Below are 26,792 nucleotides of genomic sequence, written 5' to 3'. Positions count from 1 at the left end.
CGTCCCCGCATAGATCAGTTCTTGGCTTGCTCTAGGATGGTCTCAAGTTGTTCTTTGTTAAAGTCATAGGCTTCATTACAGAATTGGCAGACCACTTCAGCTCGGCCCTCTTCTTCAATTAATTGCTCCATCTCCGTTTGGCCCAGGCTGATTAGTGTCTTCTCTACCCGCTCACGTGAACACTCACAGCTAAAATGAATATCCAATCCTTCCATCACTTGTACATCTGGCAACAATCGGCGAAGCAACTCTTCCAATTCAAGCCCCTGCTCCAGCAACGTGGTCACTGGCGGCAACGTACTAATGGCGTTTTCGATCGCCGTGATCTCTGGATCTGTCAATCCCGGCAACAGCTGCATAATGAATCCGCCTGCGACAATAACGGAATTATCCGTGTCAACGAGCACACCAACGCCTACAGCAGAAGGTGTTTGCTCCGATTGAGCAAAGTAGTACGTAAAGTCTTCGCCCAGTTCTCCTGAAATAATAGGCACACTGCCACGATATGGTTCTTTCAGTCCCAGATCCTTCGTTATATTGATGAAACCTTCCGTTCCAACCGCGCCTGCAACGTCCAGTTTTCCCACACTATTGCTTGGCAAATGTACATGCGGATTAGAAACATATCCTCGTACTTCGCCTTTGGCATTGGCATCAGCTACAATCTGTCCAATAGGGCCATCACCGTTGACTTGTACCGTTAACTTCTCTTCACCTTTGAGCATTGCACCCATAATGGCTGCTGTTGTAACCGTACGCCCCATGGCAGCTGTAGCCGTGGGAAACGTATCGTGTCTTCTGCGTAGTTCCTCAACCAGTTCCGTAGTCTGGATAGCAAAGGCTCTTACCTTTCCATTCATTGCTGTACCACGAATTAACCGGTCATGCTTGTTGTTGTTTTCCAAGTCATTCAGCCTCCTTTGGCGTATCGCCATAATAGTAGTAACACAGAAAAAACGGCACAACACTTAAGCTGTAATCTCAGCCCGCTGTATGCCGTCTCTATGCTCACCTTTCCCGGTTCCGCTCATATATAATACGCAGCCCTTCAAGCGTAAGCAGCGGATCAACTTCCTCTATACTACGGGTTTCTTCTGCGATAAGTGTAGCGAGACCACCCGTCGCGATAACTCGGGGCTTCGCTCCCATCTCCTCGCGAATACGTTCTACAATACCATCAACCTGGCCTGCATAGCCAAATATAATACCCGCTTGCATGGCATGAATAGTATTACGGCCAATGACCTTTTTAGGTTTCTCCAACTCTATACGAGGCAACTTGGATGCCCGCTCATAGAGCGCTTCAGTGGCGATCTGAATGCCAGGTACAATAGCGCCCCCCAGGTAGTGGCCTTTCTCGTCAATACAGTCAAAGGTCGTTGCGGTACCAAAATCGACCACGACGAGAGGGCCGCCATACTTCTCAACGGCTGCCACTGCATTAACAATACGATCTGCACCCACTTCACGAGGGTTCTCATATCGCAGGTTCAAGCCAGTTTTGATACCAGGCCCGACAAGCAAAGCTTTTTTGCCTACATACTTCTCACACATCGCTTCGATTACATTCACCAGTGGCGGAACCACAGATGAGATGATGACACCTTCGATGTCACTTGCCCTGATGCCGGACATATGAAATAAATTATAAATCAATACGCCGTATTCATCCACTGTTGACTGACGTGATGTACTCAGACGAAAGTGGTGCAGCAATTCCCGGCCTTGATATACGCCGAGCACCATATTGCTGTTCCCCACGTCTACAACTAGAATCAAAGAGGTTCACCCCTCTTTCTTTTCATTTAAATCCAGACTAATATCCAGGCTCTCAAAGGAATAGGTTAACCTGCCAACCGAAATTACATCCACACCACTCTCTGCAATACCACGAATGGTCTGGAGGGACACGTTACCGGATGCTTCAACCTTCACATGAGGAGCCTGTTCACGAATAAGCTCAACTGCTTCACGCATCCGCTCTGGATGCATGTTATCCAGCATAATGATATCTGCCCCGGCTTGCAAGGCTTCTCTCACCTGCTCTAGATTTTCAGTCTCCACTTCAATCGTCATCGTATGTGGGATAACGGTTCGCGCACGCTGTACCGCCTCGGTGATTCCGCCTGCACCCTTGATGTGGTTATCCTTAATCATAACGGCATCGTACAGTCCAAATCGATGATTCGCTCCGCCACCCACGCGCACTGCATATTTCTCAAGTAATCGGTGGCCAGGCGTTGTCTTACGTGTATCCACAAGCCTGGTCTCAAGACCATCCAGCACATCCACGTAGGCACGCGTACGCGTAGCTATTCCGGACATACGTTGCAGCAAGTTAAGTGCCAATCGTTCCCCCGTAAGCAGAGAATGTGTACTTCCCTCTACCTCGGCCAAAATCGTGCCATGGGTAACCTTGTCTCCGTCTGTTACCTTCGGTGTAAATACAAGATCAGGATCAACGACCTGAAATACAAGTTCAGCTACGGTCATGCCTGCAATAACACCATTGTCTTTGGCGTGTATAATGGCCTTGGATTGGTTGCCTGCTGGGATCGTCACACTTGTTGTAACGTCACCTGCACCAACATCTTCACGAAGCCAGTTTTTGATTGATTCGATAAGCCCTTCATTATATCCATTCAGTATCATGACATCAATTCCTCCACAATCGCTTGTTCTCGCTGCTGCAGACTATGCTTCTGCCACACGATATCATCACGCGCCGGGAAATCCTCACGATAGTGAGCCCCCCGACTCTCCTCGCGGTGTAATGCTCCGCTGGTAACTAACCAGGCACAGGTCAGAAGGTTGGCATACTCCAGCTCTTCCTTATGGGTGAGAGTCTGATCAAAAAATTGCAATTCCTGTTGCAGCTTGTCCATGGCCTTCTGCAGATCCTCACCATTCCGGCGCAAGCCTACCTGACGAACCATCATTTTCTGTAGTCGTAAACGTCTTTCGGATACCGGCTTTTGCTCTTCCGTGATCTTATTGATCTTGTTATTCATCTCTACAGATGAAGGCGCAGCCCCTCTTACTTGTAATAAACCAAGCGGAGGAAGAGATTGAATACGATCAACAATTCTCCGCCCAAATACAATCGCTTCTGATAAAGAGTTACTTGCCAGGCGATTAGCTCCGTGCACTCCTGTAGAAGACACCTCACCACAAGCAAATAACCGGGAGATGCTGCTCTCTCCACTAAGATCCGTTTTCACTCCACCCATCATGTAATGGGCAGCAGGTGCAACGGGAATCCAGTCCGTTGTCATGTCCAATCCATAACGCATACAAGTCTCATATATGGTAGGGAACCGATGCTTGATCATCTCTGGTTGTTCATGCGTAATGTCCAAGTACACAAAGGTACTGTTGGTGGACTCCATCTCACTAACAATCGCTCGTGCCACGATATCGCGTGGGGCCAGTTCAAGCTGGGCATGATAACGATCCATAAAGCGCTCGCCCTTCACATTGCGCAAATATGCCCCTTCGCCGCGTACGGCTTCTGACACAAGGAAACGCGGGGCCCCCGGGTAACAAAGAGAGGTGGGGTGGAATTGGATAAATTCCATGTCACGAACAATAGCCCCAGCCCGATAGGCCATGGCTACACCATCGGCAGTAGCTACATCCGGATTCGTCGTGTATCGGTACAGTTGTCCTGCCCCACCAGAGCAGAGCACAGTGGCCTGTGCCTTCACGAACACTTGCGATCCGTCATCCTTCTGAACCAGAGCGCCAATGCATTCCCCTCGATCTGTAATCAGGTCAATAACAAAATGCTCATCCCATACTTCAATTCCGGGATGTTCATTCACTTCGACCGCAAGCGCACGTACAATCTCATATCCTGTTGCATCTCCGTTGGCATGCAAAATACGGCGGTGGCTATGCGCACCTTCCTGCGTCAACGCCAACTCGCCGTTCTCCAGATCAAATAAAGTACCCAAACGAATCAGTTCCTTCACTCCGTCCGGACCCTCATTCACCAATGCCTCTACCGCTTCGGAGCGGCATAAGCCCGCTCCTGCTACAAGTGTATCCTGCAAGTGGTAAGCAGGTGAATCATCCTCAGCAATAACCGCAGCGATGCCCCCCTGCGCATATCTGGTGTTACTTTCAAGTAATGACTTCTTCGTGATCATTAACACACGTTGTTGTTCACTTGCCTTAATGGCAGTAAACAAACCAGCAATCCCTGAGCCTATAACCAGTACATCCGTCTCTACCATGGGTAGCGCAGACAGATCAAAATCAACTAAATATTGCGGTATCATGTTATTCACCTGTCTTGGAGCAAGAGTAGCGCATCCTACTTTACCAACAACATGCGCTCTAGTGATTCTCTGGCTTTGTCGGCAACGGCCGGTGGCACGTAGATTTGCGGCTTCATCGTTTCCAGGCATTTCACCAGTTTCTTCAAGTTGTTCACCTTCATGTTGGGACATACGAGGAACTTGGTAGCAAAGTGAAACTGTTTATCCGGACTATCCAGACGAAGCTGATATCCTGTACCATCTTCGGTACCTACGATAAATTCCTTCGCTGATGAATTTTTGCAATACTCCAGAATAGCTGTTGTGCTGCCTACAAAATCACCCATTTCTACAACCTCAGGGCGACACTCTGGATGGACAACAAACTCTGCATTCGGATGCTTGGCTCTCATCTCCACCACATCTTTGACTGTAAGCATATCGTGAGTGTTGCAATAACCTTCCCAGATAATCATTTTCTTGTCTGTATGCTGCTGCACATAATGTCCCAGGTTTTTATCCGGTACCCAGATAATTTCGTCGGAATCCACCGATTGAATAACCCGGACTGCGTTCGCCGATGTACAACAGATGTCAGTCTCTGCTTTGATCTCAGCCGAGGAATTGATATACGTAACCACCTTGGCATTAGGATGTTGTGCTTTCAATTTGCGTAGTCCATCCACATTCACCATATCTGCCATTGGGCAGCCCGCACGTTCGTCCGGGATAATAACTGTTTTATTTGGCGCAAGAATTTTAGCGCTTTCACCCATAAAATGAACACCACAGAAAACAATCACATCCGCATCTGTTTGTGCTGCCTTCTGGGCTAAAAGAAACGAATCTCCACGGAAGTCAGCAACCTCCTGTACTTCGTCACGTTGATAATAATGGGCAAGAATAATGGCATTACGTTCCTTCTTCAACTCCATAAGCCGCGCACGCAACTCGCGGTTCATCTCAGCCTTGCGCTCTAAAGCCAGAGCTTCCACCTGTGATCCTCTCCTTTATCGGGACAGCGTCATGCGCTGTTTCGTGGGCTAACCTAAGTCGTTATCTTCGCTTGAGAAACGAATCACAAGCGGTTTAACAACTAATTTACACAACGTTCACGACTCTGTCAATAAATGAAAAAGGCCCGGAACAGTGCTGTAACCACCTGTTTGCTAACTGGTTCGCCATCTAACTCCCGTTTATCTTTATCTATCCTCTTTTAAAATAATGGATAAAAAAAGAGAGCCCCGAGGGCTCTCTTGATTTTACCTGCTATCCTAGCCAGATGTATTATGCATTAAGACGTTGGCTTAGTTCCGCCATCATCCGGGTTATTGTTATTACCCTTTTCCAGATTCGGAGCTTCGTTTGGAATATCTCCGGCTGGTGGCTCAGGCGTTTCATCTTTACCTTGAATACGGACACGCACATCTCCGATGTTGTCGATGATTGGCTCTCCGCCTTCAGTTGGTGTGCCTTCACCATCATTGTCATTCTCTGCTTTTGGAGTCAAAGAACCTGTTTCGATCAATTGCTTGATCTGATCCATTTCCAAAGTCTCTACCTCAAGCAAAGTTTGAGCGATCAGGTGCATCTCTTTTGAATGTTTAACAAGCAAGTCTTTACACTTCTCATAACAGTCATTGATAAAGCGTTGCATTTCCTGATCAATCTCGTAAGCAATGGAATCCGAGTAATTCTGTTCATGACCGATATCCCGACCAAGGAATACCTGTCCTTGTGAACTTCCGAATTGCATAGGTCCCAATTTCTCACTCATACCGTATTCCATAACCATGCTGCGAACAATACCTGTCGCTTGCTGGAAGTCACTGTATGCACCAGTACCAATTTCTCCGATGAACAATTCTTCAGCTACACGACCCCCGAGAAGTCCGGTTACTTTATCCAGCAATTCCTGCTTGGTAACCAGCATACGGTCTTCTTTTGGCAACATGATTACATATCCACCCGCACGTCCGCGCGGAATAATGGTCACTTTATGTACCATATCAGCATGTTCGAGGAAGTATCCTACAATGGTATGACCTGCTTCGTGATAAGCAACGATTCGTTTCTCGCGATCACTGATGACACGGCTTTTCTTCTCCGTACCAACGATAACACGGTCAATCGCTTCGTCAACTTCCTTCATGGAAATATCTTTACGATTACGACGCGCTGCAAGCAATGCCGCTTCGTTCAAGAGATTCTCCAAATCCGCACCAGAGAAACCTGTTGTACGCTTCGCGATAATATCCATCTTCACATCTTTGGTCAGTGGTTTATTACGGGAATGTACTTTCAGGACAGCTTCACGACCTCTTACATCAGGGCGGTCAACCGTAATTTGACGGTCAAAACGTCCTGGACGCAGCAAGGCAGGGTCCAAAATATCTGCACGGTTCGTTGCAGCTACGATGATAATACCTTCGTTAGCTCCGAAACCGTCCATTTCAACGAGCAACTGGTTGAGTGTTTGCTCACGCTCATCGTGACCACCACCAAGACCAGCACCACGCTGACGTCCTACAGCATCAATCTCATCGATAAAGATGATACATGGCGCATTTTTCTTCGCATTTTCAAACAAATCACGTACACGTGATGCACCGACACCGACAAACATCTCAACGAAGTCGGAACCTGAAATACTGAAGAATGGTACACCCGCTTCACCGGCTACGGCACGAGCGAGCAACGTTTTACCGGTACCTGGAGGACCTACGAGCAATACGCCCTTAGGAATCCGTGCACCTACTGCTGCGAATTTACGAGGGTCCTTGAGGAAGTCTACAACCTCAACAAGTTCCTGTTTCTCTTCGTCAGCACCCGCAACATCTTCAAATGTAACCCGCTTCTTCTCTTCATTGTAGAGACGAGCACGGCTTTTACCAAAGTTCATTACTTTACCGCCGCCGCCTTGAGCCTGATTAAACAGGAAGAAGAACAGCAGGAACATAATGATCAAAGGAATAAAGGAAGTCAGCAACGTCAACCAGATGCTGTCACCTTTCATTGGCTCCTGATGATATTGGAAATTGTTAGTTTCACTTGCAGCTACAAGCTCACTAATTGCCTCATCCGTAGGAGGAATATACGTTGAGAAATTTTCTGATTTGGCGCCATCAGGTGCCTTCTTGTATTGACCGGTCACGAGATACGTTTGACCGTTGAATTGAACCGTCAATTCAGAGACATTGTTGGCTTTGATCGCTGCACGCAACTGATCATATCTAGGATTATCGGTGGCTTCGCCGCCATTGCTGACGAACTGGACTATCCCCACCACAACTAAAAAAAGAATCAAATAAAAACCAGAATTCCGGATGAACCGATTCATCCCCTACCTCCTCTCGAGACACTTTAATTATTTTAACATAGCCCGACATGGCTTCTCAACAGAAGCCAAGAACAGCTCAAGGCTTGGGTCGGGCAGGATATTAGCTACTATAGACTTCCGGCTTCAAAATCCCGATATAGGGCAGGTTCCGGTACTTCTCCGCAAAATCCAAACCGTAACCAACGATGAACGCGTCAGGAATGTCAAAGCCTGTGTAATGAGCTTCCAACTCAACTTTACGACCTGAAGGCTTGTCGAACAGCGTAACCACACGCACCGACTCGGCACCGCGGTTTTCTAGCAGTTCAATCAGATAGCTGAGTGTAAGTCCGCTGTCGATAATATCTTCGACAATCAGAACTTCCCGTCCTTCAACGGATACATCCAGATCCTTAATGATTTTGACAACACCTGATGACTTGGTGGAAGCGCCGTAACTGGATACCGCCATAAAATCCATTTCAACAGGTACCGTTATGTTTTTAACCAAATCAGCCATAAATATAAACGCACCCTTGAGCACACAAATGACCAAAGGATTGCGATTTGCATATTCGGCACTTAGTGTTGCGCCTAATTCCTTGACTTTACTCTGAATTTCTTCTTCACTGATCAATACTTCCTGAATGTCGTTCTGCAACTGTGCGAACCTCCTAAGTTATACTATGAAAGCCTTACCTGAACCATAACCACTACCCCTGAATCGCTGAATCGCCTACAGTCATGTACAGGATTGCGGAAGTGCCCTCCCTGACAGGAGCCACATTGGACCGTCGAACACCCGGTAACCAGATGATATGACCTGCTCCATCACATACCACAGGAATACGTGGACGGACAGATGGGGGGATTTTCTCATCGATGAAAATATTTTTCACCTTTTTGCTTCCGTTTAATCCCATCACTTTCATGGTATCTCCAGGTAACCGTGAACGCACAACCAGCGGCATAAGCAGTTGATCCGCATCAAACGCGGCTTGATCCGCCGATTCCGGTACATGATAGTCCTCGGGACTCACCGTCATCAACCGAATATGCCGGTTAATTGGGGTGAGTGAAAGCTCATAAGTTCCACTCCATTGCGCAAGACGATACTCGTAAGATTGATCCTGTACGTCCGTCCGTATGCCAAAAGAAATCAGATTATACTCCCGAGTGCAGGCGAGTGTCTGTCCTATATCCAGGCTCCAGGTCGTCACATGGGTCTCCATGACCTTGCGTCGAATGGTTTCTATACGGGTAAAGTCGACAAAATCACTGTCCAAAGGCAGATAATTCAATATTAGTTTAATCAACCTTCGTTGTAAAGCGACATGTAACTTCAAGAAGGAAGGCACCTCAAAGGTTTGCCTTCCGCCGTTCACCTGCACTAGACACCTGTATGTGTCATATGCACTCTGCTCCATGAAATCGTCTTCATCACCCACAATTTCGGCAAGCCGATTCAATGACGGCGTGAGTTGTCCATTATACTGCCCCAAAAAAGGAAGCACATCCAAGCGAATGGCATTACGCCGATATTTACGCAGGGCGTTGCTCTCATCATTGAAATACATAAAACCCTGGGTATTACAAGCTTCTACAAGGTCTGTCTTGTTTATACGAAGGCATGGACGAATAAGTTCCACATTTTTTTCTCGTCTTTTAAACTTCATCCCTGAGAGTCCCGACAAGCCGGTTCCACGAAGCAAATGAAGCATGACCGTCTCCGCCTGATCATCCGCATGATGTGCCAAAGCGATGCTTGCCGCATTATATTTGGAAGCCACTTCGTGCAAAAAGGCATATCGCTTGTTGCGAGCTGCTTCCTGCGGTCCTTGACCCGTCAGCTCCATATATGAAGGTACATCGGCCTTGGTCCATTCAAATGTAATACCAAGCTGCTGTGCCAGTTCCATCATTTTCTCCGCTTCGTCATCAGATTCGGTCCGGAAACCATGATGTACATGGGCACAGATTAATTCAAGCGGGACATGCCGCATGCTGATCTCGTGCATGATATGCAAAAAAGCTACCGAGTCCGGCCCGCCCGATACTGCGACGACAATCCGATCCCCGGGAACCCATAACTGATGCTCTTCCGCTGCATCCAGCACGTTCTTCACCAGCATGTTCCAGCGTAAAGCCTCCATACCTGTTCCTCATTCCTTGCGTTATGTATATGCACTCTCACAGATCAAAAAAGTAGTGCATAGATGAGCACTCCAATAAGTAATATCACAGATACAGCAAATGCGTTCTTGAGCCAGCGCGGTGTTGTACTTTTGGAACGACGGCGGAGAGGCGTGGGGCGTGCCATCATTTCCTTCCACCCTTGTGCCGCATGACCTGCATCACGAAACTGACCTCGTAAAGCCTGATTCGTCCAATTGCGAAAAGGACCCAGTCGTTCACTGCGCTCCACCAGCGCTACGAGCTGATTCACACTTCGCAGTTGCGGTAATCCTTCGGCTGCCAGTGCCTTGAGCGCGTCTGCTTCAAGTACATGAATCAACAATAATGCAAATGCAAATACATCATAGGTACCATCTGCCGTACGGCTGCCTGCATTCCAGAAGCCCCGATCATACCATTCAGTGAACTGTTTGACGCTTCGACCAATAGACGTAACTCCGCCGTAGTCGATCAATTCCACCTGCCCATAGTCGGATACCAACACATTCTGAGGTTTGAGATCACCAAACACCCATCCCGCCTGATGTAATTGTGCCAGCTTCTGCAAGAGTCTAAGTCCCACCAGAAGTGTCCAGTCTGTCCCCTGACGCCGAATGAAGTGATGAAGTGCCTCACCTCTAACGTAACGCATCACATAAAAGGGAATATCCCGGCCACGAACGGCATAATCATCCACATCTTTAAGATAGGAAGGAATGCCGCTCTGCCGAAGGGCCTCATGATTACGCTGTAGTTGAAAAGATTTGAGCACATTGACTTCCGATTGCAGATCAACCGGATCAAATCCCATTTTTAGCGCGTAGTGTTTGCCATTTTCACCCCGTTGGACAAGAAAAACGATGCCATTAGCTCCTTTGCCCAGTAGCTTCCGAATCGTGTAACGACTGCGATTCCATTTCCCTGTAACCACTGTTCCTGGCGGGAAAGAGGCGTCAGACAACGTTGTCACCGAGCATCCCTTCTCTTTCAATGCGATAGTTCCCTTCTATTTCCTGCTGTTTCTCCAGTGTACCATAACGGTAAAAATCAATCACCTTCTGAATTGCAGGACCTGTCGGCGTTGCACCCTTCATCTGCAACCTTCCAAACAAGGACCGGACACGGCCCAGATCCGTTGTCCAGTCAATATCCATTACCGCATCTTCTCCACTGTGTCGTCCCGGAAAATGAAATACGGAAAGCTTGCTCTGACCTATACGCGCCTGCAAACTCAACATTAAATCACGAATGCCTTCTTCTACCGCAGCCAGTTTGGGCTTCATGCTGGCACTGACGTCTATTAGCAATATAACCTGTAAGGCTGTAGTTTCAGCCATATCATCCATCACTTCCACGACCCGGGCGCGTTGTGCAGGCTCCAGATCGGTTACCGTTTTGGGCTCCTTCTCTCCCAAAATTTGTGTTAACTCTCTATTAACCGCCTGCTGAATAGTCTGAACCACCGTTTTCCTTGTCATCATCTGCATGGTATGGGCAAGCTGCCGTGTACCTACAATTTGGCTGATTCCACCTCCGGCTCTGGCAATATCCTCAATCTCCCGACTACCCAACTCACCAATGGTTCCATAATCAATCACGCCAACCACATTTACCGTAATCCCCTCTTCCTGTGCTTCGGCCGCTGCCAGCACCGGACTTGGTCCTACATTGGAACAACCGTCGGTGATCAATAAGATTTGCTTCATCCGATATCCCTCCGTTATTCGTTACTCTCCAACTCTATGACTAGCATTGCCAGAATGAAGAGACTTCAAACAGAAGAATATGCAATTAGCTGACGGTCCGTGGACGCTCCATCCGGTTAATGCCAGGCACACGCAGTGTGGCCCATTCAGGGCGGAAATGCTCTACTTTTCCAACAACGACGGTCATATCATCCAAAATTTCATGCTGCTGATATCTTATGACACTTTCAAGCAGGCAATCGGCCAAATCTTGCGGGTCATCTGTATCAATCTCTTGAATGAGCCGTTTCATCCATAACTCTTTGTTCACAGCATACCCCGGTGCATCATAGATGCCATCTGTCATCATAATGAGGATATCACCCGGCTGAAGCTGTACCGTCACCAGATCCACTTCAATATCCTTAATAATACCGATTGGCAAATTGCTGGCTGAAACCTGAATAACCTCCTGTCCTCTTTTGATAAAACTTGGCGTTGAGCCAATTTTCATAAACGTTGTCTCTGCCGTATATTCATCAATCAGCGCCATATCTACTGTGGCATACATCTCTTCAGGGGAGCGCAGCATCAGAACGGAGTTCACAGATTTGATCGCCAGTTTCTCGTCCATGCCGGACTGTAGCAACTGTTCCAATATGTTCAGCGCCGCGCTGCTCTCCATCCGTGCCCGTTCTCCATTGCCCATTCCATCACTGAGCGCCACCGCGAATGTGCCGTTGCCTAACTCAACCGTACTGAAGCTGTCGCCTGACATCACATCTCCCCCTTTTGCGGCGGCAGCAACACCCGTGGTCACCTCGAAAGTTTTGGCCGAACCAAACGTGACGGTTGCCAGTCCCTGACGAGGATCGGTCATGGTCTCATGCAAGACGGCAATATGCTCGTCCAGTACATCCGAGATCAGCGGAGCTATCATTTTTCGGCACTCATCGAATCCACGTGTATATGCATGTACAATCTCAATCTCTACGTTGCCCGCTTCCAGATTGATGATCTCAATGGAGTGAATGGACAAGCCCAGTGACTCCAATGCGTCCCGAATCTGCTCCTCCTGCTGTACCATCTCCTCACTTTCCCGCTGAATTTCTTTGGCCAGGTCCTCCATGACCTGAGATACACCGGACAATTGCTCTGCAACCAGCTGCCGGCTATCGATAATTTGGCGCTTCCATTGCATGTTATGTTGATGCAGTCCATACTGGGCACGCATGACTTCAAGGACCTCTTCCGGTTTCGCACACACCCTGTTCCAGTCCACTGGAATCTGCTTGCCTGAGATCTCCGGGTTTCCCTCAATCGTACTCATCACGTCCGTCATATATTTGTAGGTTTGAATAAACTTCGCATCCCAGCATTGTGTACGCTTGAAGCAGCTGGCACATGTGCCCTCGGCAACCGCATTCATGAAATGGTCCATTCCACCTTCTTTCTGTACCTGCTCCCCTGCACCGGACATCTGATCAAAGCTGCGTGACAATTGACGGAATACCTGCGAGAACCGGGTTACCCGTTCTGCCGTGATATCCCGTATTCGTTTGGCATACTCATGCTGGGATTTCGTATGATCCTGCGTACCCGGTACATATTTGGATATGGCCGTCATCAGGCTTTTAGGTGTCAACATGAACAGTACGATAGCTGCACACGTCTCCCATAATGAGTTCATAACATCGCCCGGTCCGCCCAGATATATGGATAGAATGGACGAACCCAGCAGCATGCCCAGTGCAACCGCCGCACGTTTGCCCTCTCGAAGCATACCCGCCAGCATCCCGGCAAAAGCAAGCAGGCTCATCTGATACACCGCTGACATGTCAGCCAGACTCAGAATCAAGCCGGTAATGACCCCAACTGAGGCTCCGAGGGGGGCTCCGCCCACCAGCGCAAAGATTAATATGAGATAACGGGAGAGCATATGCTCGACGGATAAGGACTGAATGGTCCACCCTACGGCTCCCGTCATAACGGAAGCGAGCAATATGATCAGGCAGAGGATCTCCTCGTTCTTTAGGCTGAACTTTTTTTTGCGGTAAGTGAAGATTGGTATGGCTTGTATAAAAACAAGGGTGAGCACGAAACTTAATACGGAATCCATCGTGAGCATCAGCATGGCGTACCAGCTGAAGGATGGCCCGATCACAACCGCGAATAATTTCACCATAAATGTAGTGGTAAACACCATCGTTGGCGCATAAGATAATTCAGCACGATCATATGACTCCAGTCCACGGAAGAGCAGATAAAAGATGGCGATTTCCGATGCAACAATAAGGGGTACCGGAAACGGTGCAAAGAGACTACCTGCGAGTAGAGCAGCACCTACCGGAATGATGTAATCCCTGCGCATGAAAGCAATTACGGCGAAGTAAGCAATGGCAAAGGGAGATAACTCATTCAGGATCATTGCCTTTCCGAGCAAAAACCCCATAAACGTGAGCAGCAGTACCCATTTGCGGGAAGCAACCATTTGGACAGCCTTGCGGGAGCCAAGCCATTGTTTCAGACGTACCGACAGCTCCTCCCGAGCTTCCGTACTTCCTTTACCTGCTTTCATTCCCGGAAATTGAATGACATTCCACTTTTCCATCATCCTCAAGGCACCCCATTCGATTAATTTGAATTTTCGTGTTTCGTTCTCGATGGTTCTGATTATAGATAGAATAGAAGACGTAGTTTGTCAGAATAGGTGGGCAGGGTCCAAAAAGTTTACGACAAAAGAAACAAGCCTGGCGCGGTGGAGCGAAACCCCCGGCCTTATTGTGGTTTCATTCATTCTCCTACTTGATTCCGACAATCGGAATGTCTGATTTTGAACCGGAGATGGTTTGGTCTCGCCATCATTTGAGCAGGATAACTGTGGAATGCCACGGAAACCTGTCGGTAAAAAATGGTAGACGACAAATGTTCTTATGGTTCCATTTTGCCGTGCAGAAAAACTGGGGATATGGAGCTTCACCTTACAAAAAAAGCTATTCAACTACTTATCTGTGATAGAAACGCAAAAAAACCGTTAGCCCATAGGCTAACGGTTTTACTTATATGTTTAGATCAGGTTGTGACAGATTACACACGCTTGGCTCCACGGCCTCCGCGTTTGCCTTCTGTGTTCTTCTTAAGCGAAGAGATCCGCTCTTCACTATCTTTCAGGAAGCGTGACATTTTATCCTCAAATGAAGGTTTGCCTGCTGCGGGCTTGAAAGAACGGCCTCCGCGGTCACCACGGTTAAATCCACCGCCGCCACCACCACGACCTTGGCCACCACTTGGGCCTCCGCCGCTGAATCGTTCGCGATCTCCTCCACTGCGTTCCGGTCTAGGAGCTCTCGGGGGTCTAGATTGGGTTTGTTGCTCAACCGGTTTGTCAACAGCTTGCTTAATGGAAAGTCCGATCTTGCCATCCTTGTCAACGTTGATAACCTTCACTGTAACGAGGTCATTCAGCTTCAGGTGGTCGTTGACATCTTTGACGTAATTGTCGGCGATTTCCGAGATGTGAACGAGACCCGTGACACCTCCTGACAGATCCACAAATGCTCCAAAATGCGTGATTCCTGTCACCTTGCCCTCTAACTTGGTGCCCACTTCAATTGCCATAGAATAAAATGATCCTCCCTTAAAAATATACAACCCGATTTTTTGAATGCCAAAATCAATGCTGCGCTAATGTAATTATACCTTATGCCGTAAACCAAGGTCAACTGAACACTACCCCATCAGAGAGCCTATTTTTTCCGGTTTAACGGCTTCAGACACACGGATAACAAACCTAGCTCGGTAATAGACCGAATTCCATCAGTTCCCTGACTCTTCAACCTGGATCGGCGTTTCCTCAGGAAGATAATATCCTTTTTTCCGTGCCAGCTGTCCTATGTATTCAGGGTCATTCAACCGGCTGACTTCGTACTTCAACTGTTCCAGCTTCTTCAACGTATCTTCCTTTGAAGCTTGCTGAGTGGCCAGATGAGAACTCTTGTCCGAAATTTGTGCAGTCTGCACAAGGAATGTATATCCTGCCCATATTACAAATACAATCATAAACGTCATCCAAAGCATGAGGCGCCTTTTTGCACCGGCAGATTTTCCTTGGTTAGTTGGAGCCTTTGATCTGCCCACAGGTGTTTTACCCATTACGGACCTCCTTAAAACCAGCGTTTCCACATCGCTGCAATTCTTGTACCCACACGGATCATGAAGCGTGGCGTTACCCAATGTTTCAGGAGCGGCCTAAACATCCAGCGGAACAACTTGCCGAAAGGTACCAAACACTGCAGCACCAGCCTGCCCAGGAATAATAGTATCGCAATTACAAAACCGAATAATACGCGAATTAACTTATAAATTCCTTTAACCGGCATAACGATCAGGATGTTAAGGATATGTCCACACCAATGAATCAGCGTTCTTGCGAGTTTAATTAACATTACCACAAAACGCTGGGTTGTAACACTTAAAAGCCAAAAATAGAAGCAAACCCCTATAATCAGCCCCAAAAAGACATAAAACCGCAACTGTCCGTGGTTTCCGGCGTATAGCATCCGAAAAACGAACAGCGCGGAAGCAACCCAGTACAACAGATCGAGCGTGTGTATACTCCATCTCGGAAACCGCAGCTGTCCGGACAGTACCCGGTAACTGTCGTAGGCCATTCCCATCACGACCCCCGAGGTAAGCATCCACATCAATGTGATCCATTGAGTATCCGGACTCATCGGAACATCTTGCCAAACAGGCCTTTACCATTTTTGGACTGGGAACCGGGGTCCAGATATTGGAGCGAACTGACTGTGCCTTCAATGGATAACAGACCTTCCTCCAGGCTCAGGTTTTTGATATGTAAATTGTGCCCCCGGATGGTCAGATGCCCAAGTTCAGTCTGCAGCAAAAATTCCTCACTGTCGAAGCTCTCCACGTTGGAGACACCCGTCAGATCCAGCAGTTTCCGATTCTGCATACTCAGATGATGCTGTTTGGCCTTACCGTGCTCAACCATGGCATGTACCCCTCCTTCTTACACCTAGCTTATGGATGAGGAGGTTGGAATAGAACCAGCGTTGTTGAACAAATAACCCGCCATCCAGTAAAAAACAAAAACGCCCTTCCCTGTTACAGGAGGACGTTTCGATTCAACTTGCATTGAATGAATATTTAATACCAGATGTACTGTTACCAGTTCATCCCGTTATCCTTGGCGATCGGCTCTTCCTTCACCAAGGTGTAGAGGCTGCTCGCCTCATCCTTCTTGGTACTCTCAGCAATTCGTTCCACCCTCACGGTGACCAGTTTCTGACCGAACTGAACCGTCAGCTCATCGCCCACTTTGACAGCGGCGCTGGGCTTTGCTTCACGTCCGTTCACCAGAACACGTCCCTGTTCAGAGACGTCCTTGGCCACAGTACGGCGTTTGATTAGCCGGGAGACCTTCAGGAATTTATCAAGACGCATTATTTTACGGCTTCTTTAAGTTTGTTGCCTGCTTTGAATGCAGGAACAGTGGACTCAGGAATCACGATCTCATTCCCTGTTTGTGGGTTACGTCCGGTACGACCGGAACGTTTGCGGGTCTCAAAAGTGCCAAAGCCGATCAATTGTACTTTGTCTCCGCTGGCAAGTGCATCTGTAATTTCTCCCAAAAAGCCGTTCAATACGGACTCAACGTCTTTTTTAGTCAAACCACTTTTGGTTGAAATGTTGTTAATCAGATCTGTTTTGTTCATTTTTAAAAGCCTCCCAAATTGAAAAAAAGTATCTGCGATTCCTGACAATACATCGATTGCCGCTGATTCGCGTTAGGTCACTACACATGTATTCTGGCTTGGTATCTGAAATCCTGCCTTGGTCCGCGACTTTTTTTAGCTTTTTGTCGATGGTCCGCAGGCAACAGTCTAAGACCAGTACCCGAAACCATTCGTCGCTAAACACCAACTCCAGTTTACACAGATGAACACATGTTCGTATTATCATAACACACTGCATAGCATGAATGGAATAAAGTTATCTGGCTTTTCCCAGAAAATTGAACCCTTTATAATCCTGCCTTCTTCGCATCCTGCCAGAATTGCTCCATCTCTTCTACATTGCTATCTGCTGGTGTTCTTCCCAGTTCACGCAAACGCTCCTCGATATACTGGAACCGCCCAACGAACTTCCGGTTGGTCGCAGCGAGTGCCTCTTCCGGGTCCGTATCGATGAATCTTGCAACGTTCGCGGCTGCGAATAATAAATCCCCCAGTTCAAGCTTCCGTTCTTCCGCAGACTGGCCTTGTTGCACCGCTTCTTTCAACTCCGCCAATTCTTCCTCGATCTTGGCAAACACACCTTCAACATCATCCCAGTCAAAGCCCACCTTGGCTGCTTTCTTCTGTAGCTTGTATCCCTTCATCAATGCAGGCAAGTCACGCGGTATACCATCCAGCACGGAAACTTTCTCCTGATCCTGGCCTTTGCGCTTCTTCTCCTCTGCTTTCATCTGTTCCCAGTTCTGAAGAGCTTCATTCGCATCTTCTGCTTGATTATCGCCAAACACATGTGGATGGCGGAAGATCAGCTTATCATTCAAACCTTCGATGACATCATACACATTAAATGTGCCCACTTCTTCTTCCATCTGGGAGTGCAATAAAATCTGCAGCAGCAGATCACCCAGCTCTTCTTTCATATGGTCGGGGTCATCCTCATCGATTGTCTCAATGACCTCATAGGTCTCTTCAATCAGGTTTTTGCGAATGGATTGATGCGTCTGCTCCTGATCCCATGGACAGCCGCCAGGACTGCGAAGAATATTGACGATCTCATGCAAACGCGCAAAGGATCGACGACGCAAGGCATCATCGGTGTTCTTCGGTACATAGATTAGTGACAGATTGCCATACCCTTCGATCCGGTCCAGTTCGTGCAATGGAATCTTGTGAATGACCTCCTGGCCCTGTACACCCAACGCGTGACCAACAAATACCGGATAATCATCCGGGTAAACCTCCATCAGGCATAGCTTCACATCCGAAGCAGTGAACACATCGTAGACTTGTCCGATCAACGTATGTAACTGTGGTTGTACCAGTTCCGTGTTCAGGCTGCTGGCATCCAGGAGTTGAAACCCTTCGATTGGATCGAATCCAAGTCGTATAAAAGCTTCATCCAGGAAGCTCTCCCCGCCCATGACACGCAATGAGATACCCATCTGCGGACAACGTTCTTTGAGCAGGCGTACACTTGCTTCTGCCACCATGGGATGACCGGGTACGGCATACACAATCTCCGTTCCGGCCTCACCCTTGCGAGCGGCCTCTATCAGTTGATTCGCGATCTCATCATACACCTCGGGGAAGGAGGACTTCGCCTCATAGATGCCATCAAATGATGTCATCTCTAGTCCCTCTTGCTTCAGATCATTCAATACGGGATGATCCAGGGTGCGTACATACAGCGTAGCTGCATGTTTCATTTTTTTGATAATACCTACGGTCAGTTGGTCTGCATCTCCAGATCCAAGACCCACTACGGTTAAAGCTGCACTCATTACGTAAACCTCCATCCGGACTATCCTGTTGCAAGCTCACTGATTCATCGTGCCTGAACAGGACTAATTACACGTATTATACCAGAATCATTCGATATCCTATAATTGCATATTAGTGGTGCTGGATGCAGAAGCAACGTGAGCATGAAGCTAGCGCAGCACACGCAGTCTGCGCAGCAGCTTGGCAAGGCGAGGCCCCACCTTGGGCACAGCCGCCAGCTCCGCGGCGGTCAGTAGCCCTGTCCGGGCCGCCGCCAGCAAGAACACGGCCGAGCCTGCGGCAATGCCCAGCAGGCTCACGCCCATCGCGGCCAGCCGGCGGTCGGCCGCGATACCCATGCCGCCGAGTACCGCTTCGACGGCCCAGGCCGTGCCTACCGCCGCCAGACTCATGGCGGCAATCACCAGCGCCGGCTTCGCCAGGACGGCGCCAGGGGCAGGGCGCAGGGCGACAAGTCGCGCCAGCAGCGCCACATTCAGGCCAGCCGCCAGCATGTAGGCGACTGCGCCTGCCAGGGCCGCGCCGCTGATGCCCAGCGCCGGCACAAGCATGACGTTCAGCAGCGCCTTGACGCCTGCGGCGGCCAGCATGCTGAACGCGGGTGCGCGCACGGCGCCGAGGCCTTGCAGCAGCGCCGCCCCAATTATGCTGACGGTGCTGCCAGCAGCCGTCAGCGCCATGTACCGCAGTGCTTCGGTGCCTGCGGCATCTCCGTACAGCATGCGGTTAATCGGCTCCGCCAGCACCGCGAGACCCGCGGATGCCGCCAGGCCGATCAACCAGAACCAGCGCAGCGCGAGGCCTGCTTGCAGCCGGACGGCTTCTGGCCCGCCCTTTAACCGGGCTTCCGCCATCGCCGGAATAAACAGCACAGATAGTGACGTGGCCAGCATCGTCACCAGTTGAACCAGCGGCAATCCACGGTTGTAGATGCCGAAGGAAACCATCGACTGAAGCTCATCCAGTCCTTCTCCACGCAGCAATCGGGGCACGGTGAAGGTATCCACCAGATTCATCAGTGGTACGGCCAGTGACCCGAGACAAACGGGAATGGCATACATGAGCAGCATCTTGATCCATTCACCATTGGATCGTGATCGTTCTGCCATAGCGGGGTTAACAGCACTCACCGTTTTCTTCTGTGGCGTAACCGGCCTATGCTCCCGATGCTCTTGACGCTCCTGACGTTCTGATCCAACCTCCCCGCCTTTACTGCTCCATTCCGAATCCAATTGCCCGGTTCGCTCTTCCTTGCCTTTCCGCCGATGACGGACCATGTACCCTAACATGGTAAGCAGCCCAACCATTCCGCCGGCAACGGAACCCATCATGGCACCAGCGGCAATAGTCTCAAGCGAAGCGTCCCGTCTCATCAACCACAGAAGCAGAACAATCATGACGGTGACACGTATCGTCTGCTCCACCACTTGTGATACCGCTGTTGGAACCATCTGCTGTAATCCCTGAAAATATCCACGCAGCCCTGTCATCACCGGAACGAACAACAAAGCCCATGAAGCTGCACGAATCGATGGAGCCACATGGCGGTTGCCAATCATGTCAGCGATCAGCGGCGCACCTGCATACATCAAGAGCGCCATTATCATTCCAATTCCCCCGAGCAGTAGGGAAGATAGTCGAATAATTCTTCTGCTCTCGTCTGGTCTTCCGAGTGCGTTCTGTTCTGCTACGAATTTGGATACGGCCAGAGGCAGTCCTGCAGCAGCAAGCGTGATAATGAGCATATATAACGGATACACCGTATTGTAAATGCCAAATACACCGTCTCCCCCCAGATTCTGCAGCGGAATCTTCTGAAAAGCACCAATAATTTTAGAGATAATGGCAGCAAGCCCAAGTACAAATGCACCCTGTAGCAGCCTTGAGCCTGTAGACGGCTGTTTCATAAGTCCCTCCCGCGTAATCCTTTTAAGCATACCTTGCTATTATAACTGCCTGAAGGCACACAGACTAACCCTCCCCCATCACAATCTTCCGGATTAACTTCGTTGTCCTTTAAAATGCAAAAACTCCCGTATGCCCAAGACAGGGCACCAGGAGTTGATCTGCGGTCTATTGTTCCATTTGCTTGCCAAGGAAACCAGCAGCTGTCTCGGACATTTTCACTTCCATCTGAGACATCTTCACGGATTCATCCTTATTGAACAGAATAACCGTTCCGATGGGGTCACCACCTGAAATAATCGGCGCAATAACAAAAGAGGATAACGTCTCGTCATGATCTTTGCTAAGCTCATAAGAACCATTGTTTGTTTCCAAAATGGTCTTTCTGTTTTCCATACATCCCTCTAACAGTTGACCAACCTGCTTGTCCAAATACTCTTTTTTCGAACCACCTGCCACCGTGATAATGGTATCCCGGTCAGAAATCATCGTTACATGTCCTGTACTCTCATACAGGGATTCTGCATATTCTTTGGCAAAATCACCAAGTTCGCCAATTGGCGAATATTTTTTAAGGATAACTTCTCCATCACGATCCACGAAAATTTCCAGTGGATCACCTTCACGAATACGTAACGTACGGCGGATTTCTTTTGGAATGACCACACGACCAAGGTCATCTATACGGCGGACAATACCAGTAGCTTTCATTTCACATGTTGCCCCACTTTCTCGAGAAGATTTTTCAACTACTGTTCCTTAATGGGTAGAGGAAAGTCCCAGAACGTTTAGTGTGATATCTTGACCATAGTATTCATCTGTTCCCATTTCCTTATACATGCTTCGGAGAATATAGTTGTGTAACTTTCGAAGAAGGCGACCATGTACCCATACGACTTGAATATATAAAAGAAGAAGCAAGAAGGAGGTCCTAAGTCCTCCCCTTGCTTCTCTGTATGGTTGTCCATATTTACGTAGTACAAGGCATTCATTCGGGCGAATTTAACCCTAAACGTATGCTAACACAGCAATTTTACCAACTTACTTGCTGCTTGTACCTTCATCTGTAGTTGCATCTTTGTCTGTTCCAGTCGTACCTTGGTCAGTCTTGGTATCCGTACCTGTGGAGTCATCCGTTTTTGGTTCGGTTGTTTTCTCTCCTTCAGTTCCTGTACCCGTAGTACCTTCAGTTGTACCTTCTTCAGCTTTTTCTGTTTTTGGCAGTTTAACTTCTTTTACGATTTTATCCAATTCATTTTGCATGAACGTATCGATTTCAGCTGCAGCCAATTGGCTCTTCAGACTTTCTTTTTGTTCAGCCGTCAATTTGGCAAAGTCAGCTTCTGTACGAGCTTCCACTTTCATGACGTGGTAACCGTACTCTGTCTCTACTGGATCACTGATTTTGTTCAGTGGCAACGTTTTTGCAGCTTCCTTAAATGCCTCTACCCAGCTACCTACAGGTGTATTTTCATACAGTCCACCCTTTTCAGCAGAACCTGGATCTTCGGAATATTTTTTTGCAATTTCAGCAAAATCAGCTCCGCCATCCAACTTGGTTTTTACTTCTTTTGCAATTTTAAGTGCATCTTCTTTTTTACGCTCTTTTTGCGTTTTTGGATCTGTGAAGTTAATCAGCACGTGACGAACGGAAGCCGTTGTGAACTGATCTTTGTTTTTCTCAAACTCAGCCTTGATTGCATCGTCCGTAACGCCTGTTTCTTTATCTTTGATTACTGTCATGATCCGAGTCATGTAGTTTTTAATGTTATCGTCTGTCAGGTTCTGAGCTTTGAGCATTTCTGTCCATTGATCTGCCTGAACAGAAGCTTTCATTTTATCGAATTGCTCAGTTGCCGCTTTTGTACCGGCTGTTTTGGCATCTTCGCTTGCTTTGCCACTCAGATATTCATAAGCAACTTCCTGTTTCACCAGATACTCTTTGAAATCGTCCATATCCATCATTTGTGCATACTCCGGATAGAGGAATTTCATGACACGTTGCTCCATGTCGAATTCATTGGCTGTAATAGTACCACCATCATACGTAGCCACTACAGCACTTGTATCCGTCGATTCCGGTGTTTTTGCCTCTTCCTTCTTGCCACATGCAGCAAGCAGTGATAAGGATAGTACTGCGACCATGCTCACAGACAGTACTTTTCCTACTTTTTTATACTTTGGTAACATCCTTTAGTTCCCCCTTTGATTTAAAAGCAGTTTTCATGGACTCCAGAATTTTCTCTACCAGCTCCATCAGTTGCTTATCCCCAAGCCCCTTGCCTTTAGCGTGAATCAGCATATGGGGTCCTTGTTCAAATTGTACACGTCTTTCGAACTGATTTCCAATGTGCGCGATTTTCGAGAGTTCAAAGGCATGTTCACGCCCTTCATAGAACTTCACGGTAATGTCTTCACCACGTTGGGAAATGGACTCAATACCGTAGATTTTGCCGTATACTTTCATCCGCGCAACAGCCAGCAAGTTAATGACGGCTTCCGGAAGATCACCGAACCGGTCAACCAATTCGTCTTCCAACTCCATCGCATCGTCGAAGGATGCAATGACCGCCACTTTTTTGTAGATCTCAATCTTCTGAATACTGTCATAGATATAATCGGACGGCAAGTAGGCATCGATACTGAGATCCAGCGTTGTGTTCCACTGGTCGGAAGGTACCGGCTCCTCGCCAAGCATCGTAACTTTGCGTTTGTTGATCTCCTCCGCGAGCATCTGGGAATACAGATCAAACCCGACGGAAGCGATGAAACCATGCTGCTCCGCTCCTAGCAGATTTCCCGCACCACGAATCGACAAGTCACGCATGGCGATTTTGAATCCTGAACCCAGTTCGGTGAATTCTTTGATTGATTGCAGACGTTTCTCAGCAACTTCAGTAAGCACTTTATCCCGTTGGTACGTAAAATAGGCATACGCAATACGGTTGGAACGACCCACACGTCCGCGCAGCTGATACAGCTGGGAGAGTCCCATTTTATCCGCATCATGTACGATAAGTGTATTTACGTTCGGAATATCTACCCCGGTCTCGATGATACTTGTGCTCACAAGCACGTCATATTCACCATCCAGAAAGTCCAGAATCGTTTTCTCCAGCTCTGTTTCCGACATCTGACCATGTCCCACACCAACTTTGGCTTCAGGCACAAGCTCAGAAATTTCGGCAGCCATCTCCTGAATTCCCTGAACACGGTTGTAGAGGTAATACACTTGCCCACCACGGGCAAGCTCACGCTCAATCGCTTCACGAACAAGCGCTTGGCTGTGTTCAACCACATAGGTCTGCACCGGGAAACGGTTCTCTGGTGGAGTCTCGATAACGGACAGATCACGCACACCCAGCATGGACATATGAAGCGTACGTGGAATCGGCGTTGCCGTCAGTGTCAGCACGTCCACATTGGTTTTCAACTTCTTCAGTTTTTCCTTATGGGTTACACCGAAGCGCTGTTCTTCATCAACAATGAGCAGTCCCAGGTCCTTGAACACCAGATCCTGCGACAGCAATCGATGCGTCCCGATGACAATATCCACTGTGCCTGCCTTGATGCCTTTGGCTGTTTCATTCTGCTCTTTACGGGAGCGGAACCGGCTAAGCACATGAATGTTGAACGGATAACCGGAGAAGCGCTCACGGAACGTCTCAAAATGCTGCTGTGCCAAAATGGTTGTTGGCACGAGTACAGCCACCTGTTTGCCTTCAATAGCTGCTTTAAATGCAGCCCGAATAGCCACCTCGGTTTTGCCGTAACCAACATCCCCACACAATAAACGATCCATTGGACGGTTTTGTTCCATGTCCTTCTTGATTTCTTCGATCGCACGCACCTGATCACGTGTCTCATCATAAGGGAACATGTCCTCAAACTCTTGCTGCTCCGCAGAATCCTTGTCGAATCCAAACCCTTTGGAGGTCTGACGCTCTGCATACAGCTTAATCAGATCATCAGCAATATCCTGTACGGATGTGCGGACTTTATTTTTAACCCGTGTCCACTCATTGCCGCCCAGCTTGTATATTTTCGGTTCTTTTTCTTCGGAACCAACATATTTCTGAATCAGATCGATCTGCTCAATAGGTACAGACAGTTTGTCTCCACCCGCATAGAGAATATGCATGTAGTCCTTATGAATACCGCCAACCTCGAGGGTGCCAATTCCCAGGTACTTACCAATCCCGTGGTTCTGGTGAACGACATAATCGCCCACTTTTAGCTCGCTATAGGATTTGATCCGTTCAGCATTGTCTACATTCCGAATCGGTTTGCGTACTTTACGCTGTTTTTGCGAGAACATCTCGCCCTCGGTCACGACAGCCAAATGAATGGACGGCATTTCAAATCCCGTTTGCAAGTTACCAATCATCATCTCTGGCTCTGGAATATCATAGTCCATCAGTACCCGGCGCATCCGCTCGAGTCGCTCCTCACCGTTCGCCAGCATGAGCACTTGAACTCCGGCCTTCTGCCAGCGCTCCATCTCTGCCTTCAGAACATTCATCTGTCCATGGAAATCCTGCATGCCACGACTGATGAAGTTCAGAATGTTCTGTGGTTGGGTATGTGGAACCTGACGCAAAAAGATCGACATAAACAGCGTCTGGAATGGACGCTCATACAACAGTTCATCACCGTCTGCGGATAATGGAAGGTCCGGGAGTGTTTTTCCGTTTTGCATCAGATGCAGATTCCACTCCGATTCATCACGGTCGAGCTGTTTTGATGTCTCCGATAGTCTGGCAGGTTCATCTAGGACCAGCAGGGTATCTTCTGGCATATAGTCGTAAATCGTTTTATTTTCCGGATAGAGCGGAGAGATATATTTATACATTTCGGAGAAATACACGTGCTCCCGCAAAAGCTCAATCTCCCGGTGAATTTCTTCACGAAGACGTAGCTTCGCCTGCCGGTCCGTCATTTTCTCCAGCTGTTGTTCGAGCAAAAGAGCAGCCGCATCGGCAGCCTTTTCCATCCGCTCACGATCTGCAATTAATTCCTTGCATGGCAAAACCGTAATCTCTTCAATCCGTTCAATTGAACGCTGATCGGCCGGGTCAAATGTCCGAATGGAATCGATTTCGTCATCAAATAACTCCACTCGATATGCGATCGATGAAGTAACCGGATAGAAATCGATGATACCTCCGCGTACACTCATCTCACCACGAGATTCTACGCGCTCCACACGCTCATATCCGAGCTTTACCATCTCCAGCAGGAAGGAGTCCAGTTGAAGTGTGTTGCCCTGTTTAATCAAAATTCGAGCATTGGCCATCACTTCCGGAAGCGGAACATAACGTCTTACCCCGGAAAAAGGAATAACAACAACGCCCCTGAATCCCTGGGCGCAGCGGACCAACACATCAATACGCTGACCCAATGTTTCCGGGCTGGAAACAGCAGCTTCAGCAGCGACAAGCTCGTTGGCAGGATAGATCAACACCTGATCAGGTGAAAGCGCTTCCTGTAAATCTTCTGCAATTTTTTGAGCTGAAAACATATTATGTGTTACTACGAGCAATGGTCGGTTCATTTCCTGATGCAGAGCAGCCAGCATAATCTGACGCGCCGAGCCGGATAGACCCGAAACCAATTGTTCCTTCATGCCGGACTTGATTCCGGCTGTAATGGACCCGAAGTCCGGATCTTTGGAAAAAGCCTGTATAAGTGCTTGTAACAAAAGGGGCACCTCTCTTATAACTTACTTGATTATCTCACGCATACGCGTAGCATCACTATTAAAATGGATACAAATTCCTTTTTGTCCTGTTTCATCATATCGGATTACTCGCAACATTGCCACATCTGTTGATGCGGCTGAGCCTGATTTCGAGATAGTCATGGCTTTCATGCCAACTGAAAAGAAGCCTCAGCAGGCTGCCAA

22 protein-coding genes are annotated in these 26,792 nt (G+C 48.3%); all 22 read right to left on the bottom strand.

The window, feature by feature from the left end:
* Positions 1 to 14 precede the first annotated feature (14 nt).
* On the bottom strand, positions 15 to 935 hold the full coding sequence (hslO, locus tag BLS69_RS30765) for an Hsp33 family molecular chaperone HslO (protein WP_091039125.1): 921 nt from the start codon (positions 933 to 935) through the stop codon (positions 15 to 17).
* Between the two features lie 73 nt (positions 936 to 1,008).
* A complete protein-coding gene (locus BLS69_RS30760; protein ID WP_026081372.1) occupies positions 1,009 to 1,779 on the bottom strand; it encodes a type III pantothenate kinase in 771 nt (256 codons plus the stop codon).
* A gap of 6 nt (positions 1,780 to 1,785) precedes the next feature.
* Positions 1,786 to 2,652 carry a carboxylating nicotinate-nucleotide diphosphorylase gene (gene nadC, locus BLS69_RS30755; protein ID WP_091039124.1) on the bottom strand — a complete coding sequence of 289 codons (867 nt, stop codon included), beginning with the start codon at positions 2,650 to 2,652 and terminating at the stop codon, positions 1,786 to 1,788.
* Positions 2,649 to 4,283, bottom strand: a complete 1,635-nt coding sequence (gene nadB / locus BLS69_RS30750) for an L-aspartate oxidase (protein ID WP_091039122.1) — start codon at positions 4,281 to 4,283, stop codon at positions 2,649 to 2,651. Before nadB ends, nadC begins: the two co-directional genes overlap by 4 nt.
* Before the next feature lie 35 nt (positions 4,284 to 4,318).
* Positions 4,319 to 5,257, bottom strand: coding sequence for a quinolinate synthase NadA (gene nadA / locus BLS69_RS30745; protein ID WP_091039121.1), 939 nt, complete (start codon positions 5,255 to 5,257; stop codon positions 4,319 to 4,321).
* A 299-nt stretch (positions 5,258 to 5,556) separates the two neighbouring features.
* Positions 5,557 to 7,602, bottom strand: coding sequence for an ATP-dependent zinc metalloprotease FtsH (gene ftsH, locus BLS69_RS30740; protein WP_091039119.1), 2,046 nt, complete (start codon positions 7,600 to 7,602; stop codon positions 5,557 to 5,559).
* Between the two features lie 100 nt (positions 7,603 to 7,702).
* Entirely contained in the window at positions 7,703 to 8,242 is a 540-nt protein-coding gene (gene hpt, locus BLS69_RS30735; protein WP_017691352.1) for a hypoxanthine phosphoribosyltransferase, read from the bottom strand.
* 52 nt (positions 8,243 to 8,294) lie between these two features.
* Positions 8,295 to 9,734 carry a tRNA lysidine(34) synthetase TilS gene (tilS, locus tag BLS69_RS30730; protein ID WP_091039118.1) on the bottom strand — a complete coding sequence of 480 codons (1,440 nt, stop codon included), beginning with the start codon at positions 9,732 to 9,734 and terminating at the stop codon, positions 8,295 to 8,297.
* A gap of 44 nt (positions 9,735 to 9,778) precedes the next feature.
* Positions 9,779 to 10,726: a serine/threonine protein kinase gene (locus tag BLS69_RS30725; RefSeq protein WP_091018319.1), complete on the bottom strand. Its 948-nt coding sequence runs from the start codon at positions 10,724 to 10,726 to the stop codon at positions 9,779 to 9,781.
* Entirely contained in the window at positions 10,710 to 11,462 is a 753-nt protein-coding gene (locus tag BLS69_RS30720; RefSeq protein WP_091039116.1) for a VWA domain-containing protein, read from the bottom strand. The genes BLS69_RS30725 and BLS69_RS30720 overlap by 17 nt, the downstream gene beginning before the upstream one ends.
* An 85-nt stretch (positions 11,463 to 11,547) precedes the next feature.
* Positions 11,548 to 14,055 carry a stage II sporulation protein E gene (gene spoIIE / locus BLS69_RS30715; RefSeq protein ID WP_176873190.1) on the bottom strand — a complete coding sequence of 836 codons (2,508 nt, stop codon included), beginning with the start codon at positions 14,053 to 14,055 and terminating at the stop codon, positions 11,548 to 11,550.
* A gap of 473 nt (positions 14,056 to 14,528) precedes the next feature.
* Entirely contained in the window at positions 14,529 to 15,059 is a 531-nt protein-coding gene (locus tag BLS69_RS30710) for a S1 domain-containing RNA-binding protein (protein ID WP_017691357.1), read from the bottom strand.
* Positions 15,060 to 15,257: 198 nt separating this feature from the next.
* A complete protein-coding gene (locus BLS69_RS30705) occupies positions 15,258 to 15,593 on the bottom strand; it encodes an FtsB family cell division protein (protein WP_017691358.1) in 336 nt (111 codons plus the stop codon).
* An 11-nt stretch (positions 15,594 to 15,604) separates the two neighbouring features.
* A complete protein-coding gene (yabQ, locus tag BLS69_RS30700; RefSeq protein WP_091039114.1) occupies positions 15,605 to 16,174 on the bottom strand; it encodes a spore cortex biosynthesis protein YabQ in 570 nt (189 codons plus the stop codon).
* Positions 16,171 to 16,455 (bottom strand): sporulation protein YabP, encoded by a 285-nt coding sequence (yabP, locus tag BLS69_RS30695; RefSeq protein WP_036606119.1) that lies wholly within the window; start codon positions 16,453 to 16,455, stop codon positions 16,171 to 16,173. Before yabP ends, yabQ begins: the two co-directional genes overlap by 4 nt.
* A gap of 173 nt (positions 16,456 to 16,628) precedes the next feature.
* Positions 16,629 to 16,907 carry an RNA-binding S4 domain-containing protein gene (locus BLS69_RS30690; RefSeq protein WP_017691361.1) on the bottom strand — a complete coding sequence of 93 codons (279 nt, stop codon included), beginning with the start codon at positions 16,905 to 16,907 and terminating at the stop codon, positions 16,629 to 16,631.
* Positions 16,907 to 17,179: an HU family DNA-binding protein gene (locus BLS69_RS30685; protein ID WP_017691362.1), complete on the bottom strand. Its 273-nt coding sequence runs from the start codon at positions 17,177 to 17,179 to the stop codon at positions 16,907 to 16,909. The genes BLS69_RS30690 and BLS69_RS30685 overlap by 1 nt, the downstream gene beginning before the upstream one ends.
* A 308-nt stretch (positions 17,180 to 17,487) precedes the next feature.
* Complete coding sequence (gene mazG / locus BLS69_RS30680) at positions 17,488 to 18,981, bottom strand: bifunctional methyltransferase/pyrophosphohydrolase YabN (RefSeq protein WP_091039112.1); 1,494 nt, start codon at positions 18,979 to 18,981, stop codon at positions 17,488 to 17,490.
* Between the two features lie 150 nt (positions 18,982 to 19,131).
* Positions 19,132 to 20,889: a putative polysaccharide biosynthesis protein gene (locus BLS69_RS30675; RefSeq protein WP_091039110.1), complete on the bottom strand. Its 1,758-nt coding sequence runs from the start codon at positions 20,887 to 20,889 to the stop codon at positions 19,132 to 19,134.
* A 166-nt stretch (positions 20,890 to 21,055) separates the two neighbouring features.
* Positions 21,056 to 21,598 (bottom strand): stage V sporulation protein T, encoded by a 543-nt coding sequence (spoVT, locus tag BLS69_RS30670; RefSeq protein ID WP_036606123.1) that lies wholly within the window; start codon positions 21,596 to 21,598, stop codon positions 21,056 to 21,058.
* 330 nt (positions 21,599 to 21,928) lie between these two features.
* On the bottom strand, positions 21,929 to 23,077 hold the full coding sequence (locus BLS69_RS30665) for a peptidylprolyl isomerase (protein ID WP_091039108.1): 1,149 nt from the start codon (positions 23,075 to 23,077) through the stop codon (positions 21,929 to 21,931).
* Positions 23,061 to 26,588 carry a transcription-repair coupling factor gene (gene mfd / locus BLS69_RS30660; RefSeq protein ID WP_091039106.1) on the bottom strand — a complete coding sequence of 1,176 codons (3,528 nt, stop codon included), beginning with the start codon at positions 26,586 to 26,588 and terminating at the stop codon, positions 23,061 to 23,063. The genes BLS69_RS30665 and mfd overlap by 17 nt, the downstream gene beginning before the upstream one ends.
* Positions 26,589 to 26,792: the final 204 nt, after the last annotated feature.

This window comes from Paenibacillus sp. CF095, from assembly GCF_900101225.1.
Classification (GTDB): Bacteria; Bacillota; Bacilli; order Paenibacillales; family Paenibacillaceae; genus Paenibacillus.
This window is presented reverse-complemented; position numbering and strand designations above follow the sequence as displayed.

What these genes read in the sequence shown, in the direction of transcription:
- hslO (WP_091039125.1), bottom strand. Translation starts at nt 935, where the DNA reads ATGGCGATACGCCAAAGGAGGCTGAATGACTTGGAAAACAACAACAAG.
- nadC (WP_091039124.1), bottom strand. Translation starts at nt 2,652, where the DNA reads ATGATACTGAATGGATATAATGAAGGGCTTATCGAATCAATCAAAAAC.
- nadB (WP_091039122.1), bottom strand. Translation starts at nt 4,283, where the DNA reads ATGATACCGCAATATTTAGTTGATTTTGATCTGTCTGCGCTACCCATG.
- ftsH (WP_091039119.1), bottom strand. Translation starts at nt 7,602, where the DNA reads ATGAATCGGTTCATCCGGAATTCTGGTTTTTATTTGATTCTTTTTTTA.
- tilS (WP_091039118.1), bottom strand. Translation starts at nt 9,734, where the DNA reads ATGGAGGCTTTACGCTGGAACATGCTGGTGAAGAACGTGCTGGATGCA.
- BLS69_RS30720 (WP_091039116.1), bottom strand. Translation starts at nt 11,462, where the DNA reads ATGAAGCAAATCTTATTGATCACCGACGGTTGTTCCAATGTAGGACCA.
- spoIIE (WP_176873190.1), bottom strand. Translation starts at nt 14,055, where the DNA reads ATGATGGAAAAGTGGAATGTCATTCAATTTCCGGGAATGAAAGCAGGT.
- BLS69_RS30710 (WP_017691357.1), bottom strand. Translation starts at nt 15,059, where the DNA reads ATGGCAATTGAAGTGGGCACCAAGTTAGAGGGCAAGGTGACAGGAATC.
- BLS69_RS30705 (WP_017691358.1), bottom strand. Translation starts at nt 15,593, where the DNA reads ATGGGTAAAACACCTGTGGGCAGATCAAAGGCTCCAACTAACCAAGGA.
- yabQ (WP_091039114.1), bottom strand. Translation starts at nt 16,174, where the DNA reads ATGAGTCCGGATACTCAATGGATCACATTGATGTGGATGCTTACCTCG.
- yabP (WP_036606119.1), bottom strand. Translation starts at nt 16,455, where the DNA reads ATGGTTGAGCACGGTAAGGCCAAACAGCATCATCTGAGTATGCAGAAT.
- BLS69_RS30690 (WP_017691361.1), bottom strand. Translation starts at nt 16,907, where the DNA reads ATGCGTCTTGATAAATTCCTGAAGGTCTCCCGGCTAATCAAACGCCGT.
- BLS69_RS30685 (WP_017691362.1), bottom strand. Translation starts at nt 17,179, where the DNA reads ATGAACAAAACAGATCTGATTAACAACATTTCAACCAAAAGTGGTTTG.
- mazG (WP_091039112.1), bottom strand. Translation starts at nt 18,981, where the DNA reads ATGAGTGCAGCTTTAACCGTAGTGGGTCTTGGATCTGGAGATGCAGAC.
- BLS69_RS30675 (WP_091039110.1), bottom strand. Translation starts at nt 20,889, where the DNA reads ATGAAACAGCCGTCTACAGGCTCAAGGCTGCTACAGGGTGCATTTGTA.
- spoVT (WP_036606123.1), bottom strand. Translation starts at nt 21,598, where the DNA reads ATGAAAGCTACTGGTATTGTCCGCCGTATAGATGACCTTGGTCGTGTG.
- BLS69_RS30665 (WP_091039108.1), bottom strand. Translation starts at nt 23,077, where the DNA reads ATGTTACCAAAGTATAAAAAAGTAGGAAAAGTACTGTCTGTGAGCATG.